This is a genomic window from Amycolatopsis sp. NPDC059027, assembly GCF_042739735.1.
In the GTDB taxonomy this organism is placed as follows: domain Bacteria; phylum Actinomycetota; class Actinomycetes; order Mycobacteriales; family Pseudonocardiaceae; genus Amycolatopsis.
This window is the reverse complement of the sequence record NZ_JBHYIK010000003.1, coordinates 16711-30124: the sequence shown is the minus strand read 5'-3', so window position 1 is coordinate 30124 and position 13414 is coordinate 16711. Positions and strand designations below refer to the sequence as shown.

Sequence of the window (13414 nt, the reverse complement as noted above, 5' to 3'; positions counted from 1 at the left end):
TGCGCCGAGGTGGTGTTCTGGCGTGTCGGCCGTCCACCGGGTGGGTGCTCCCATCGGCTCGTCCGACGACGCCCGTAGGCTATCGGGGTGCCTCCTGCCGCCACTAACGCACCCCGCAAGGGCCACGCCAGCGAGAGCCGGCTTGCTTTGGTGAGACGCGCGCGGCGCATGAAGCGTTGCCTCGACGACGTGTATCCGGACGCCCATTGCGAGCTGGACTTCACCACGCCGCTGGAGCTGCTGGTCGCCGTGGTGCTTTCGGCGCAGACCACCGACGTCCGGGTGAACATGGTCACTCCCGCGCTCTTCAAGCGCTACCGCACCGCGGCCGACTATGCCGGTGCCGACCGCGCCGAGCTGGAGGAGTACCTCCGCTCGACCGGCTTCTACCGGGCCAAGGCGAACTCCGTGATGGGGCTGGGCGCGGCGCTGGTGGAGCGGTTCGACGGCGAGGTGCCCGGCAAGCTAGAGGATCTCGTCACGCTGCCCGGCGTCGGCCGCAAGACCGCGAACGTCGTGCTGGGCAACGCCTTCGACGTCCCCGGCATCACGGTGGACACCCACTTCGGACGGCTCGTCCGCCGCTGGGGCTGGACGACCGAAGAGGACCCGGTCAAGGTCGAGCACGCCGTCGGCGAGCTGATCCCCCGCAAGGAGTGGACGATGCTCTCGCACCGGGTGATCTTCCACGGCCGCCGCGTGTGCCACTCCCGCAAACCGGCGTGCGGCGCGTGCCCGCTGGCCAAGGACTGCCCCTCGTACGGCACCGGGCCGACCGGGTTCGAGGAGGCCGCCAAACTCGTCAAGGGCGAGGAGCGCGAGCACATCCTGGCGCTCGCGGCGCCCCGGTGACCAAGGTCACCAAGTGGGCGCTCGTGGTGGCGGTGCTCGCCGTCGCGTTGCTGGTCGCGCTGCTGCCAAGGGGTGGCGACTCGAAGCAGACGCCTCCGTTGCCGGGGCTCGCCGACGCGCGTGCGAAGGCCGCGCTTTCGCCCTGCCCCAGCCCTTCGGCCGGCGAAGTCGAAGCCCTGCGCGGGGTCTCGGCGGAGTGTCTCGGTGACGGCGCCAAGGTCGATCTCGGGCAAGCGCTTTCCGGCGGTCCGGTGCTGGTCAACGTCTGGGCGTCGTGGTGTCAGCCGTGCCGGACGGAGCTGCCCGTGCTCCAGGACTACGCGCGTCAGCCCGGCGCGGTGAAGGTGCTCGGCGTCCAGGTGGCGAGTCCGGCGGAAGACGGACTCGCCCTGCTCGCCCAGCTCGGTGTCCACCTGCCGTCGGTCTACGACGGGCCGGGGCAGACCGGGCCGGTCCGGGAGGCGCTCAAACTGCCTTCGTCACTGCCCGCCTCCTACCTGGTGACCGCCGGTGGGCAGGTCCGGTTCATCGCGAACCCACGCGTGTTCCGGGACACTGGCGAGGTGCGTGCAGCCATCGAAGCCACAACAGCAGGGGCCCCATGATCGGCCCGCTCGTGGAGCCCGACTCGGTCCCGGAATGGCTTCGTCCCCTCGTCAAGGTGAGTGGCGAGGTCGACTCGCGGACGTTCACCCGGTTCAACCCGCCCGATGACCGCTACACCCGGTCGGCGGCCGTGCTGATCCTGTTCGGCGAGCGGGCCGAGGGGCCGGACGTCCTGTTGCTGCGCCGCGCCGACACGCTGGGCTCGCACGCCGGGCAGGTCGCCTTTCCCGGCGGCGGAGCCGAGGAAGGCGATGGCGGCCCGGTCGGGACCGCGCTGCGCGAGGCGGAGGAGGAGACCGGCGTCGTGCCGTCGGGGGTCCGTCCCATCGCGGTACTGCCCGAGTTGTACGTCCCGGTGTCGCGTTTCGCCGTGACGCCGGTGCTCGCGCATTGGGAAACCCCTTCGCCGATCCACGCGGTCGATCCCGCGGAGACGGCATCGGTGGCCAGGGTCGCGCTGGCCGATCTCGCCGATCCGGCGAACCGGTTCATGGTGCGCAAACCGGGCGCGTCGTGGAAGGGACCCGCGTTCGAGGTCGACGGATTGTTCGTCTGGGGATTCACCGCCGGCCTGCTGTCCGTGCTGCTCGGCCTGGGCGGCTGGGAGCGGGAGTGGGATCCCGGCGATGTCCGTGACCTTGACGTAGCGTTGGCCGAATACCGGGCGCGCGTCGCCGCGGAAGACGGTCGAGGCGTGACTGGCGAGGAGTAAGCCGTGAACTGGGTCGATGTGCTGGTGCTCGTGCTGGCACTGCTGGCGGCGGTGTCCGGCGCGTTCCAGGGCGTGATCATCGCGGTGCCTTCGCTCATCGGCGTGGTGCTGGGCGCGATCGGCGGGCTCAAGCTCGCCCCGGTCATCGTCGGCCTGTTCGAGAACCCGGTGGCGAAGGTGGCGTTCGCGTTCGCCACGGTGGTCTTCCTGATCGCGCTCGGCGAGGGCATCGGGGTGTGGGTCGGCAGGAAGATCCGGCAGAAGGTCAACCCGGATCGACTGTCCGGAGTGGACAAAACGCTCGGCGCCATCGTGCAGGCCGCCGTCGTGTTCGTGGTCGCCTGGCTGATCGCGACCCCGCTGACCAGCGTGCCGATTCCCGGACTCGCCAAGGCGATCAACGGTTCCACGGTGCTCGGCGGCGTCAACGACGCCATGCCGGACGCCGCGCAGGGCCTGCCGAGCGAGCTGCGCAAGCTGCTCGACGCCTCGGGCTTCCCCGCCGCCATGGATCCGTTCCAGAAGGCCCCCGCCGCCGACACCGGCCCGCCCGACACGGCGTTGCAGGCCAGCAGGGTCGTGACGGACGTGCACGGCAGCGTCGTGAAGATCCGCGGCAACGCGCCGTCGTGCTCGCGTTCGCTGGAGGGCAGCGGGTTCGTGATCTCCCCGCAGCGCGTCATGACCAACGCGCATGTCGTCGCCGGGACCGACCAGGTCGCGATCGAGAGCACCTCGGGCGAGTTCCGGGCGCAGGTCGTGTACTTCAACCCGGAGGTCGACATCGCGGTGCTGGCGGTCCCGCGGCTGCGGGCGCCGGCACTGGAATTCGCGCCGGAGACGGCGAAGGCGGGTGACAACGCGATCATCCTCGGCTATCCGCTCGACGGTCCGTACAAGGCGACCCCGGCGCGGATCCGCGGCCGGATCAACCTGCGCGGGCCGGACATCTACGAGGCCAACACCGTGCAGCGGGACGTGTTCACCGTGCGGGCACCGGTCCGCAGCGGGAACTCCGGCGGGCCGATGATCACGCCAGGCGGTCAGGTCATCGGGGTCGTGTTCGGCGCCGCGGTGGACGACCCGGAAACCGGGTTCACGCTGACCGCCGAGCAGGTCCGGGCCGAGGTCGACGCCGCGCCCTCACAGACGGCAGGCGTGGGCACCGGCCGTTGCGCCTCCTGAATATTCGCGTGGCAGAACGTGTTTCGGTCCCTACGCTGAGCCAGTGACCGCCAGTACGGGCCTGCGACTCCGGCCGCTTCGCATCGAGGACGAGGATTCGTTCCGGGCCGCGCATCGCGCGATGCTTCCCGAAGGGTTCGAATTCGGTTGGGCCTTCGACGAAGGAACGTCGTGGAGCGCGTACCTGGAGCGGCTCGGCGACGAACGGATCGGCAGGCGGCTGCCGCCGGGCATCGTCCCGGCCACGTTCCTCGTCGCCGAGGTCGGCGGCCGCGTCGTGGGGAGGACGTCGGTCCGGCACGTCCTCAACGACTACCTCGAGCGGTTCGAGGGGCATATCGGCTACGGCGTGCTCGCACCGTACCGGCGCCGGGGCTACGCGACCGAAATCCTCCGGCAGAGCCTCGTCATCGCCAGGTCCGTCGGCGTGGGGCGAGTCCTCGTGACCTGCGACGAGGACAACGCCGGGTCGGCCGCGGTCATCGAGGCCAACGGCGGCAGGCTGGACAACGTCGTGCCGACGGAGCCCGGACGACCCGCCAAGCGGCGGTATTGGATCGACTGAGCGTCCCGGAGGCCTGAATCCGTCGGGGTTGTCCGGATTCTGTACCGATAACGCACCAGAACTGGGGCGGCGCAACAGGCCGCCGCGCGGGCACAATGGGGTCCCGACCCCGAAGGAGACCCGTGCCCCGTCGCAGTGATGACCCCCTACGTCGGGAGAGACCGGCCGAGGCCTGCGTGGAACAGGTGCGGAAACCCGTGTCCGCCGACGTCCTGCTCCGCGACGAGGACGGCAGGCTCCTGCTGGTCAAACCGGCGTTGAAGGCGTTCTGGGACCTCCCTGGCGGGGTGGTCGGGCCTGCGGAGTCGCCGCGTAGCGCCGCGCGGCGCAGGCTCTCCGACAAGCTGGGGCTCACCATCACGCCCGGACGCCTGCTGGTGCTGGAGTGGGTCGGCCCGCACGAGAGCTGGGCCGGTCAGCTCATGTTCGTGTTCGACGCGGGCAGCCTGGAGGCAGGACAGGCCGACACGGTGCGGCCGGTCGGCGACGGCATCGAGGACCTCGCGTTCGTCACCCTCGACGAGGCGCGGAACCTGCTGCGGTCGGACGTCATGTCGCTACTGGAGAAGTCGCTGATCGCGCTGCTCACCGGCGGGTGCGACTACTTCGAGCTGGCCTGATTCGCCGGTGTCTTCAGGAATTCCACAAGTGCGTCGCTGGTGCGCTCCGGGGCTTCGAGCTGCGGGAAGTGCCCGACGCCCGGCCAGATCCGGGGTGCGCTGTGCGGCCCCGCCCAGCGCACCGAGGCCCGTGCGGTGTCCGGGAGGATGCACGTGTCGGCCTCGCCGTGCAGCTGCAGTACCGGAGCGGTGATCCGGGAGCCGACGGCGTCGGTGAACCGCCTGCCCTCGCCGCGGAACTGCGCGCGGAAGGCCCAGCGGTAGTACTCCAGCGCGCTGTGCGCGACGCCTGGCACGAGCATCGCCTGCCGGAACGTCCTTGCGCTGTCACGGAAATCCGCCGACTCGCGCCACGCCGGACCGGCCCACGCGCGGAACAGGTCCTCGACGGCGACGGCGTTGTCCTCGACGAGCTTGCGTTCCGGCGCCATCGGTACCTGGAAGCGGAACAGGTGCCCCAGCGCGCGGGTCTGGCTGCCGCGGCGCAGCCAGGCCATCCGGCTCACCGCGGAACGCAGCGCGAGCGGATGCGCGGCACCGATCGCCGTCACCGAGGACACCAGCCGGGGATGCAGCGCGGCCACGCTCCACGCGAGCATGCCGCCCCAGGCATGCCCGGCGAGATGGGCCTTGCGCGCGCCCAGCGCCTTGATCAGGCCGCCGACGTCGCCGGCCAGCGTCCAGGCGTCGTAACCGCGGGGCGGCTTGTCGGAATCCCCGTACCCGCGCAGATCCACCGCCACCGCGCGGAATCCGGCGTCGGCGAGCGCGACGAGCTGGTGGTGCCAGGTCCACCAGAACTCGGCGAACCCGTGCAGCAGCACCACCAGCGGACCGTCACCGAGTTCGGCGACGTGCAGCAGGATGCCGTTCGCGGAGACGTCGCGATGCGCCCACGGCCCGTCGATCCGGACGATCGAAGGATCGGGCGTCGCCTGCACCTTGTCGTCTTCGGAACGGAGTGCGCTCAGGGCCGGGGAGCGGTCGTCAGGTCGCCGTCCGCGCCTTCGGGCTCCTGACGCGGGGTGAACGCCGCCGCGGTTTCCTTGACGCTGTTGATCGTCCGCTCGGGCGCCCTGATCTTCTTCATCTTGCGATAGCCGAGGAACCCGGCGGCCACGGCGGCGAGCAGCATCAGCAGGAACACGATGCCGAACGCGGCCCACCGTTTCAGCCACTCGGAGAGCAGCTCTCCGAGGAAGAAAAAGAAGAAGAACGAGCTGTACAGCGCGACGACCAGCGCGACGAGGAAGAAGATCGCGCCCTTGAGGCCTTTCTTCGCCTCGCCTGCGATCTCCGCCTTCGCCAGTTCGACCTCGGCCCTGACCAGGGTCGAAAGGTGCTGGGTGGCGTCGCCGACGAGCTTGCCGATGGACTGTTCGCCGTCGGCCTCGTCCGCGCTGGACAGGGGGAGGTAGGGCACGGCCCCCACGCCGTCGGGGCCGGTGCGTTCGTGTTTGGGGCTGCTCACGATGGTCATCGTGCCACGTGCTCCCATCACGGGCGCGACGGACCAGCAGGAGTGTCGCCGCTCAATCCGTATTCGCGTGCACGCGGTTGCGGCGCAGGAGGAGCGCGGCGGCCGCGAGCGAGGCGATCGCGGACGCGATCAGCACTGCGGCCTTGGCCAGCTCGCTCGTCTCGCCGGGCAGGGCGAGTTCGGCGATCAGCAGGCTCACGGTGAAGCCGACACCGCCCAGCAGCGACAACGCGCCGAGGTCGCGCCAGCCCATGCCGCGGGGTTTCTCGGCGAGTCCGAACCGGACGGCGGCCATGCTCGCGCCGAGGATGCCGACGACCTTCCCGACGAGCAGCCCGCCCAGCACCGCCAGCGGCAGGGCCGTGGTGAACACCGCGCTCAGCGCGTCGGCGTTGACCGTGATCCCGGCGGCGAACAACGCGAAGACCGGCACGGCGACGGCCGCCGACCACGGCTGGAGGCGGTGTTCGAGCCGCAGCGCGGGTGCCTCCGCCTCGCCCTCGTCGGGGCGGACGCGGGTGAGCAGGCCGAGCGCGACGCCGGCGATGGTCGCGTGGATCCCGGCCGTGTGCACGGCGACCCAGGTGATCAGCGCCAGCGGGACGTACAGCCAGGCGGTGCGGACCCGCTTGTGCTGCAACCACGCGTACAACGCCAGGGCGGCGACGGCGACGGCCGCGGCGGTGAGGTTGAAGCCGGTGGTGAACAGGACGGCGATGACGACGATCGCGCCAAGGTCGTCGACCACCGCGAGCGAGAGCAGGAAGACCCGCGCGGAGCTCGGCAGGTTCGACGCGGTCAGCGCGAGCACGCCCAGCGCGAACGCGATGTCGGTGGCGACCGGGATCGCCCACGCCTTGTCCATGCCGGGGGTGCCCCAGCCGATCGTGAGCGCGACTACGGCGGGCACGACCATGCCGCCGATCGCCGCCACGACCGGCAGGACCGCCTGCTTGAACCGCGACAGCTCGCCGATGACGAGTTCGCGCTTGAGCTCGAGCCCGGCGACGAAGAAGAACAGCGCGAGCAGGCCGTCCTTGGCCCAGTCGCCGATGCTCAGGTTCAGGTGCAGGAAATCGGGACCGACCTGGAAGTCGCGGAGCGCGTGATAGCTGTCCTTGAGCGGCGAGTTCGCCCAGAGCAGGGCGATCGCGGTCGCCACGAGCAGGATGATCCCGCCGGTGGTCTCGGTGCGCAGGTAACGGGCGAACTCGCTCACGGCCTGCGCCGGACGGCGCAGTCTGGCAGCGGTCACGGACATCCTCCGGGGTCTTTCGGCAACGACTCGCACTGTTGCCGACCAGACTTCCCGGCGCACCTTGACGTTATTTTAACGCCCGGACGGGTGTGTGACAGCCCGTTCATGACCGTCACCACATGTCAGGTGCTTGCGGGAATACCCCCGTTCACGGTGCCGAAGCGGCACCGAACCGGAGAAGACGCGCGGGTTCGATGACCGGTGTGGGACTTTCCTCGGCCGCCACCGCGGCGTCGAGAGCCGCGAACCCGGCCGCTGTCTCGTCCTCCTCCAGGTACTCGAAGGTCGGGATCGCGCGGTGGCGCAGCTTGTCCGCGTACGCCGCCAGCGAAGGTGCGACCTCGCATTCGACGTGGTCCGTGCCGAGGTGGACGAGGCCCGCCGCGCCGAACACCGCGACGACCTCGTCGAACGAGGGGAACATCCGGTCCTCGATCCGGCGCGCCCTGGGGAAGTAGTGGAACCAGCGGCGATCCTCGAGCTCACCGGAGAAACTGCTCTGGAGCAGCACGCGGCCGCCGGGACGGAGCACCCGCGCGAGTTCCGCCGTCGCCGCGGCCCGGTCGGGCACGTGGTGGAACATGAGGAACAGCAACGCGAGGTCGCAGCTGTCGTCGTCGAGCGGGATGTGCGCGGCGTCGCCGGCGAGGTAGCGCACCGCCGGGTGGCTGTTCTCGGTTTCGGCGACCGCGCGCATCTGGTCGGCGGGTTCGACGCCGTAAACGGGCCCGCCGAGCAGGTCGGCCAGCACCGGGGTGAACCGGCCGACTCCGCACCCGAGGTCGAGAACGGTGAGCGGGCGCTCCGGTTGTGCGTTGCGGGCGAAGGCCGATCGCCAGACCTCGGCCGCCGTCGCGGTCAAGGCGCGTCCTCCGGCATAGCCCTCGTGCAGGCGGTTGTCGTAGTCGACAGGGGGAAGCATGGGTCCGTCTCCGTTCCGGCCGGGTGTCCTAGTCGCCGTACTTCTCCTTGAGCGGGGTGAACCGGTCGAGTTCGGCGAGCGACTCGTCCCGTGGGGTCGTCGGGAGCTGCAGCAGCACCCGATCCACACCCGCCTCCTGTAGCTCGCCGATGACCTCGGCGTCCGGTGGCACGCCGTAGACCGTCACGGGGATGCGACCGCGTCCGGCGGCGGCAGCCCGGCCCTGGAGTTCGGCGATGCGTTCGGCCAGGACCGGTACCGATTTGGCGAGGATCGGCACCCAGCCGTCGCCGTATTCCACGACCCGGTCGAGCACACCGGGGCCGTCGCCGCCGACCAGGACGGGCGGATGCGGCCGCTGCACCGGTTTGGGCCAGGAGCGGATCGGGTCGAAATCGACGAACTCCCCGTGGAACTCCGAGGATTCCTTGCTCCAGATCTCCTTCATCGCGAGCACACGTTCGCGCACCAGCGCCATGCGTGTCGCGGGGTCGGTGCCCAGATTGCGCATCTCCTCGCGGTTCCACCCGGCGCCGACGCCCGCCAGTACCCGGCCGCCCGAAACCAGGTCGAGTGACGCGAACTGCTTGGCCAGGTTGATCGGCTCCCGTTCCACCACCAGTGCCACACCGGTGGCGAGCAGCAGCCGCCGGGTCACCGCCGCGATCGCGGTGAGCGTGACGAACGGGTCGATCGTCCGGTAGTAGATCCTCGGCAGTTCGCCGTAGGCGGGCCAGTACATCTCCCGGTTCGGGATGTACGGCGTTTCCCGCTTCACCGGGATGTGCGTGTGCTCGGCGACGAACAACGACTCGAATCCGCGTTCCTCCAGCGCGCGCCCGAGGTCGATCGGGCCGATTCCCTCGTCGGTGACGAAGGTGGACACGCCGATCTTCATACCTGCTCCTTGGTCTCGGACTCCGCTTCGGCCACCGCGCCGCCCAGGCCGCGGATCGCCGCGACGGCGTCGTTCTCCAGTAGTTCGGCGGTTTCGAGGTTTTCCGCGACGGCGCAGAATTCGCCGGTCTCGCGGCCGGTGCCGCCGTCGTGCACCGTGACGACCACACCGGACCGGCGCGTGGTGTCGAAGCCGAGTCCTTCGCCATCCAATGTGGTGAGCAGCTTTTCCAACGGGGGCAGGGTGCAGCGGCGCCGGTCCAGCATGATCCGGTCGGTTTCACCGTGGGGTTCCGCCAGCTGGCTCATGATGCAGTGGTTGTGCGTGGCGCCACCGGAACGCGCGTTGAACTCCGTGAGGAACACGTCCTCGCCGGGCGTCAGCACGCCGTCGACGCTGAGCTGCCCGCGGTATCCCATCACCCGCACCGCGTCGGCCAGCCGCTCGGCGTGGCCGAGGAACTCCGCGAAGGCGGGGGACGACGCGGCGGGGCTGGGGGTGATCAGGCCGTTGATGATGGGCGTCATCCGCATTTCGCCGTGCCCGTACGCCTCGGCTCCGTCGTCGGTCAGGTGGAAGCCCACGTAGATCGACCGTGAATCCGGGGTGTAGCGCTCCACGACGACGCGGTGTTCGTGTTCGGCGTGCCCGGCTTTCCAGTGCCGCGCGACGAATCGTGCGACGCTCTCCCGGTCGGTGCAGTGGTGCACCTGCCGGGCGCCGATCGGCCGGATCCGCTCGCCGGGGCTCGCGATCTCGTTGCCGAGTCCGCCGACGTGGAAGTCCTGTTTGACGATCACGCAGTGGCCGAGCGAAAGCGCCGCCCACACGTACTCCTCGGCTTCGGCGGCCGACGCGGGCACCACGCCCTCCGCGATCGGCACGCCGATCCCCGCGGCGAGCGCCCGGAACATCACCTTGCTGTTGAGGAGTTCCGCGCCGCCCTGGCCGGTGAATCCGGGCACCGGCAGGTCCAGTGACCGGACGAGCGCGGCCGCCGTCCGATCGAAGTAGTAGGGCCACGCCTTTTCGGCCCGCCGGTCGGCGATCGCCCGTGTGACCGTTTCGGCGAAGCCGGCCGTGTGCGCGGTGCCGGGTCCCAGCACCGTGAGGTCCGCGGGGCCGAACCCGCGGAGGCCGGTGGCGTACTCGAGGAACTGCCGGTCGATCGGGGTCGGGACGATCATGACGTCGCCGGGACGAGCCAGCCACACCGTCCGGTGCGACTGGGCCCGCAGGTATCTGTCGTACGGTGGGTCGAGCATGTTGGCGTGCCCGAGCAGCGCGCTCGCGCCGCGAGTGCCGGTGATGAGCCTGCCGAGATTGTTGATCAGCAGCGTGCCCACGCCTTTCTCCTCCCCATTGGCTTACTGTCTACAAAGGACAACCCGCTGTACGGCGGCTCAGGCGGGCACGGCGTCGTCGAGGCGGCTGATCACCCAGGCGGTGAGGCTCATCCCGGCCTCGTCCGCGGCCTGTTGCCAGCGGTCCCGGTGTTCGGCGGGGACGTCGAGGCGGATGGGGCTCGCCGCGCGCGGCTTCGCCTCGGGGAGTCCCCGCAGCTGGCGGCGCAGCGTGTTCCGGGACCACGCGCGTTCCTCCGCCATGGCCAGCCACCGGGTCTGCTGTTCACCGGGCAACCGGGCGACCTCGGCGTGGTGCTGGAAGCTCAGCGAACGCCGCCTGCGGCGGTGTTCCACTCTGCGGGCGACCCAGGCGTAGTTGCGCAACGTCTGGTAGTCCAGGGAATGCTCGGACATGCTGCGCCGGTAGCGATCCTTGTACCGGTCCTGGCCGTAGACGAGCCAGTCGCCGATCCACCACGCCGAGGCCATGCCCAGCGTCGACACGTGGGCACCCAGCCTGCACCAGGCCGGCAGCGCGATGTCCGCCCCGAAACTGAGGCCGACCGGGCTCGCCGAAATGTCGAGGCCGGGCAGTGACACCCCGGGGAATTCCTTCGGCCTGGTGACGACCCCGCCTGCGTTCAGGCTGTGCACGGACGGCTCCCGCACCATGATGTTCTCCACTCCCTTCAACGCGACGGAACCCAGCCTCGGGCAATCACGGTGCCCCGGGCAATTACTCTTGCGTGTAACCGCGCAGCTCGAATGAGTAGATGTGCCCGGCGAATCCGGGCGTTACCGTGGGGAAGGAGTTTTTGGCTGACAGGAAGGGCAAACCGTGGGATTGCCAGCCATCGCCGCGTACGCGATGCCCAGTGAGAGCGACATTCCGGAGAACACCGTCACCTGGCGGCTCGATCCGCGTCGCGCGGTACTGCTGGTGCACGACATGCAGCGCTACTTCGTCTCCGCCTTCCCCGAAGGTGCCGGGCCGAGGGACGACCTGGTGCGCAATTGTGTGGCATTACGCACCGCGTGCGCGAAACTGGGAATCCCGGTGACCTACACGGCGCAGCCCGGCGGGATGAGCGACAGCGAACGTGGTCTGCTCAAGGACTTCTGGGGCGCGGGCATGACGGTGGCGCCCGAAGAACGCAAGGTCGTCGACGAGCTGGCGCCCGAGGTGGACGACGTGGTGTTCACCAAATGGCGGTACAGCGCCTTTCATCGGACCGGGCTACTGGAGTTCCTGCGTGACGAGAATCGCGACCAGTTGATCATTTGCGGGGTGTATGCCCACGTCGGCTGCCTCATGACGGCGTGTGAAGCGTTCTCTCACGACGTCCAGCCTTTCCTGGTCGCCGACGCCGTCGCGGACTTTTCCCTCGACTACCACCGGCTCGCCCTGCGGTACGCGGCGGAGCGGTGCGCCGCGACCCCGACGACGGCGCGGCTTCTGTCCGAAGTGGACGATCACGCGGTCACGGTCCGTTCTGGTAGATGAGCCGTGCCAGATCGACGCGGGACCGGATCCGGAGTTTCCGGTAGATGCTGCGCAGGTGGTAGTTCACGGTGTGGCTGGACATGCGCGCGCTGCGCGCCACCTGGCGGTTGGTCATCCCGCCACCGACAAGACGGGCGACCCGCTGTTCGGTGTCGGTCAGCTCGGCCCAGCCTGACGTCCGCTCGTCCGGCACCGGTTCCTGGCTCGTGGCCGGTTCGTCCGGTTCGTTCGGTTCGTTCGGTTCGGAAGCGCTTACCCGGCTCGTGTCCGTTGACGACATTTCCGCCCTGATGGCGACGAGCACGCTGGCGGGCACGGACTCCAGGGCGCCGCGCCAGAGCAGCTGTCCCGGGAAGGCGAGCTGTCCGCCGGCCTCCACGAGCAGACCGCCCGCGATGGCCTCGTCGACGCTCAGCAGCAGGTTGCCGGGCGTCTCCTGGACCAGGCGTGCCGCGTCGACGAGCCGGAAGCGGGGGCCGAGTGCGGCACCGACCTGGACCAGTTTGCGTGTCAGTGGCGTGAGGCTTCGCACCATGTGGACAAGCGTGGTCCGGAACCGGCCGGGCAGGACGTCGGCCGACAGGTGCGCGCAGCCGTCGAAGATCTCCAGATGGTGTTCCGCGCGCAGGCCGGTGACCAGGTCGACGATCAGCCGCGGGTTGCCGCCGACGTCGCCGGCCAGCGCGATGAGCCGTTCGTCGGGGGCGGCGCCGAGGAGATCGGCCAGCAACTCCCGCACCGCCGTCCGGTCGAGCGGTCCGAGGGCCAGCCGCTCCACCTGCGTGCTGTTCCTGGTGAGCAGGCGGTTCATTTCCGGTCCGCCCATCCCGGGAATGCGGGCGAGCACGATCGCCAGCGGGCGGGTGGCGAGCACCGAGTGCAGCCAGTCCAGCTGCCGGATGGTCTCCGGGGCCGCGAGTTGCGCGTCGTCGACGAGCAACAGGAGCGGCTGCGCCTGCGGCTGCTCGTCGAACCAGGAACGGGCGGCGCAGTGGCTGTGCGCGGAACCGAAAAGGTTCATCGTACGCGGGGCGAGCCGGAATCCCATTTCGATTCCCATGATGCGGGTTTTCTGCAGAAGGCTTGACTTGCCGATGCCGGGTGATCCTTCAACGAGTATTACCTGACCGGTAACCTCGTCGATACCCGACAAAAGTCTCTTGATCTCCTGGCATTCTTTCGTGCGCCCGCGTAAGGTGACAGACCTTGACATACCCCCAAGCCCCCTAGTGCCCGTCTTGCTCAGCCGAGTACGTGCCGTTGCCCTGGCAGTGATCACGGTAAAGTTACCGAATAGCTATATTTCTCCGCCATCGTCTATGAAGTAAGGCACGGAACTTCATGCCAATGGGCTAGTTCCGCTGCACTTCCGGTCATATTTTGGGGCCGCGCGCACCAACGGTGGTGGGGGGGCGGCCCCCGCGCGGGGGGCGGGCGCCCCCCCCGGGGCGCGCGCGCGCGCGCTC

The 13414-nt window shown here is 69.7% G+C and carries 15 protein-coding genes; 7 read left to right on the top strand and 8 right to left on the bottom strand.

The genetic code is table 11. The features are described 5' to 3' along the window. Window positions 1-168: 168 nt before the first annotated feature. From nth to ACFWY9_RS02535, 6 genes are all read left to right on the top strand, one after another. On the top strand, window positions 169-852 hold the full coding sequence (gene nth, locus ACFWY9_RS02560; protein ID WP_378327885.1) for an endonuclease III: 684 nt from the start codon (window positions 169-171) through the stop codon (window positions 850-852). Further along, window positions 849-1457, top strand: coding sequence for a TlpA family protein disulfide reductase (locus ACFWY9_RS02555; protein ID WP_378337987.1), 609 nt, complete (start codon window positions 849-851; stop codon window positions 1455-1457). The genes nth and ACFWY9_RS02555 overlap by 4 nt, the downstream gene beginning before the upstream one ends. Continuing rightward, entirely contained in the window at window positions 1454-2170 is a 717-nt protein-coding gene (locus ACFWY9_RS02550; protein WP_378337986.1) for an NUDIX hydrolase, read from the top strand. The genes ACFWY9_RS02555 and ACFWY9_RS02550 overlap by 4 nt, the downstream gene beginning before the upstream one ends. A gap of 3 nt (window positions 2171-2173) precedes the next feature. Further along, the gene (locus ACFWY9_RS02545; protein ID WP_378327882.1) at window positions 2174-3355 is read left to right on the top strand and encodes a MarP family serine protease; all 1182 of its coding nucleotides are present in this window, start codon (window positions 2174-2176) and stop codon (window positions 3353-3355) included. 43 nt (window positions 3356-3398) lie between these two features. Then, on the top strand, window positions 3399-3920 hold the full coding sequence (locus ACFWY9_RS02540) for a GNAT family N-acetyltransferase (RefSeq protein WP_378337985.1): 522 nt from the start codon (window positions 3399-3401) through the stop codon (window positions 3918-3920). A gap of 197 nt (window positions 3921-4117) precedes the next feature. After that, a complete protein-coding gene (locus tag ACFWY9_RS02535) occupies window positions 4118-4540 on the top strand; it encodes an NUDIX domain-containing protein (RefSeq protein WP_378327880.1) in 423 nt (140 codons plus the stop codon). Here the strand turns inward: ACFWY9_RS02535 and ACFWY9_RS02530 are convergent. The 7 genes from ACFWY9_RS02530 to ACFWY9_RS02500 form a co-directional block, all read right to left on the bottom strand. Then, window positions 4522-5481, bottom strand: coding sequence for an alpha/beta fold hydrolase (locus tag ACFWY9_RS02530; RefSeq protein WP_378337984.1), 960 nt, complete (start codon window positions 5479-5481; stop codon window positions 4522-4524). The genes ACFWY9_RS02535 and ACFWY9_RS02530 overlap by 19 nt on opposite strands. Before the next feature lie 26 nt (window positions 5482-5507). After that, a complete protein-coding gene (locus ACFWY9_RS02525; RefSeq protein ID WP_378327878.1) occupies window positions 5508-6020 on the bottom strand; it encodes a phage holin family protein in 513 nt (170 codons plus the stop codon). Window positions 6021-6072: 52 nt separating this feature from the next. Then, complete coding sequence (nhaA, locus tag ACFWY9_RS02520; protein WP_378327877.1) at window positions 6073-7275, bottom strand: Na+/H+ antiporter NhaA; 1203 nt, start codon at window positions 7273-7275, stop codon at window positions 6073-6075. Window positions 7276-7426: 151 nt separating this feature from the next. Beyond that, a complete protein-coding gene (locus ACFWY9_RS02515; RefSeq protein WP_378327876.1) occupies window positions 7427-8200 on the bottom strand; it encodes a class I SAM-dependent methyltransferase in 774 nt (257 codons plus the stop codon). Window positions 8201-8228: 28 nt separating this feature from the next. Next, window positions 8229-9098 (bottom strand): LLM class F420-dependent oxidoreductase, encoded by an 870-nt coding sequence (locus tag ACFWY9_RS02510; protein ID WP_378327875.1) that lies wholly within the window; start codon window positions 9096-9098, stop codon window positions 8229-8231. Next, a complete protein-coding gene (locus ACFWY9_RS02505; RefSeq protein ID WP_378337983.1) occupies window positions 9095-10444 on the bottom strand; it encodes a peptide ligase PGM1-related protein in 1350 nt (449 codons plus the stop codon). Before ACFWY9_RS02505 ends, ACFWY9_RS02510 begins: the two co-directional genes overlap by 4 nt. Window positions 10445-10501: 57 nt before the next feature. Then, window positions 10502-11116, bottom strand: coding sequence for an LmbU family transcriptional regulator (locus tag ACFWY9_RS02500; RefSeq protein WP_378327873.1), 615 nt, complete (start codon window positions 11114-11116; stop codon window positions 10502-10504). A gap of 166 nt (window positions 11117-11282) precedes the next feature. Between ACFWY9_RS02500 and ACFWY9_RS02495 the strand changes: the two genes are divergently transcribed. Continuing rightward, window positions 11283-11948 carry an isochorismatase family protein gene (locus tag ACFWY9_RS02495; protein ID WP_378337982.1) on the top strand — a complete coding sequence of 222 codons (666 nt, stop codon included), beginning with the start codon at window positions 11283-11285 and terminating at the stop codon, window positions 11946-11948. On the opposite strand, the gene ACFWY9_RS02490 is transcribed toward ACFWY9_RS02495, so the two are convergent. Next, on the bottom strand, window positions 11926-13008 hold the full coding sequence (locus tag ACFWY9_RS02490; protein WP_378337981.1) for a LuxR C-terminal-related transcriptional regulator: 1083 nt from the start codon (window positions 13006-13008) through the stop codon (window positions 11926-11928). The two genes, ACFWY9_RS02495 and ACFWY9_RS02490, sit on opposite strands and share 23 nt — an antisense overlap. Window positions 13009-13414 lie beyond the last annotated feature (406 nt).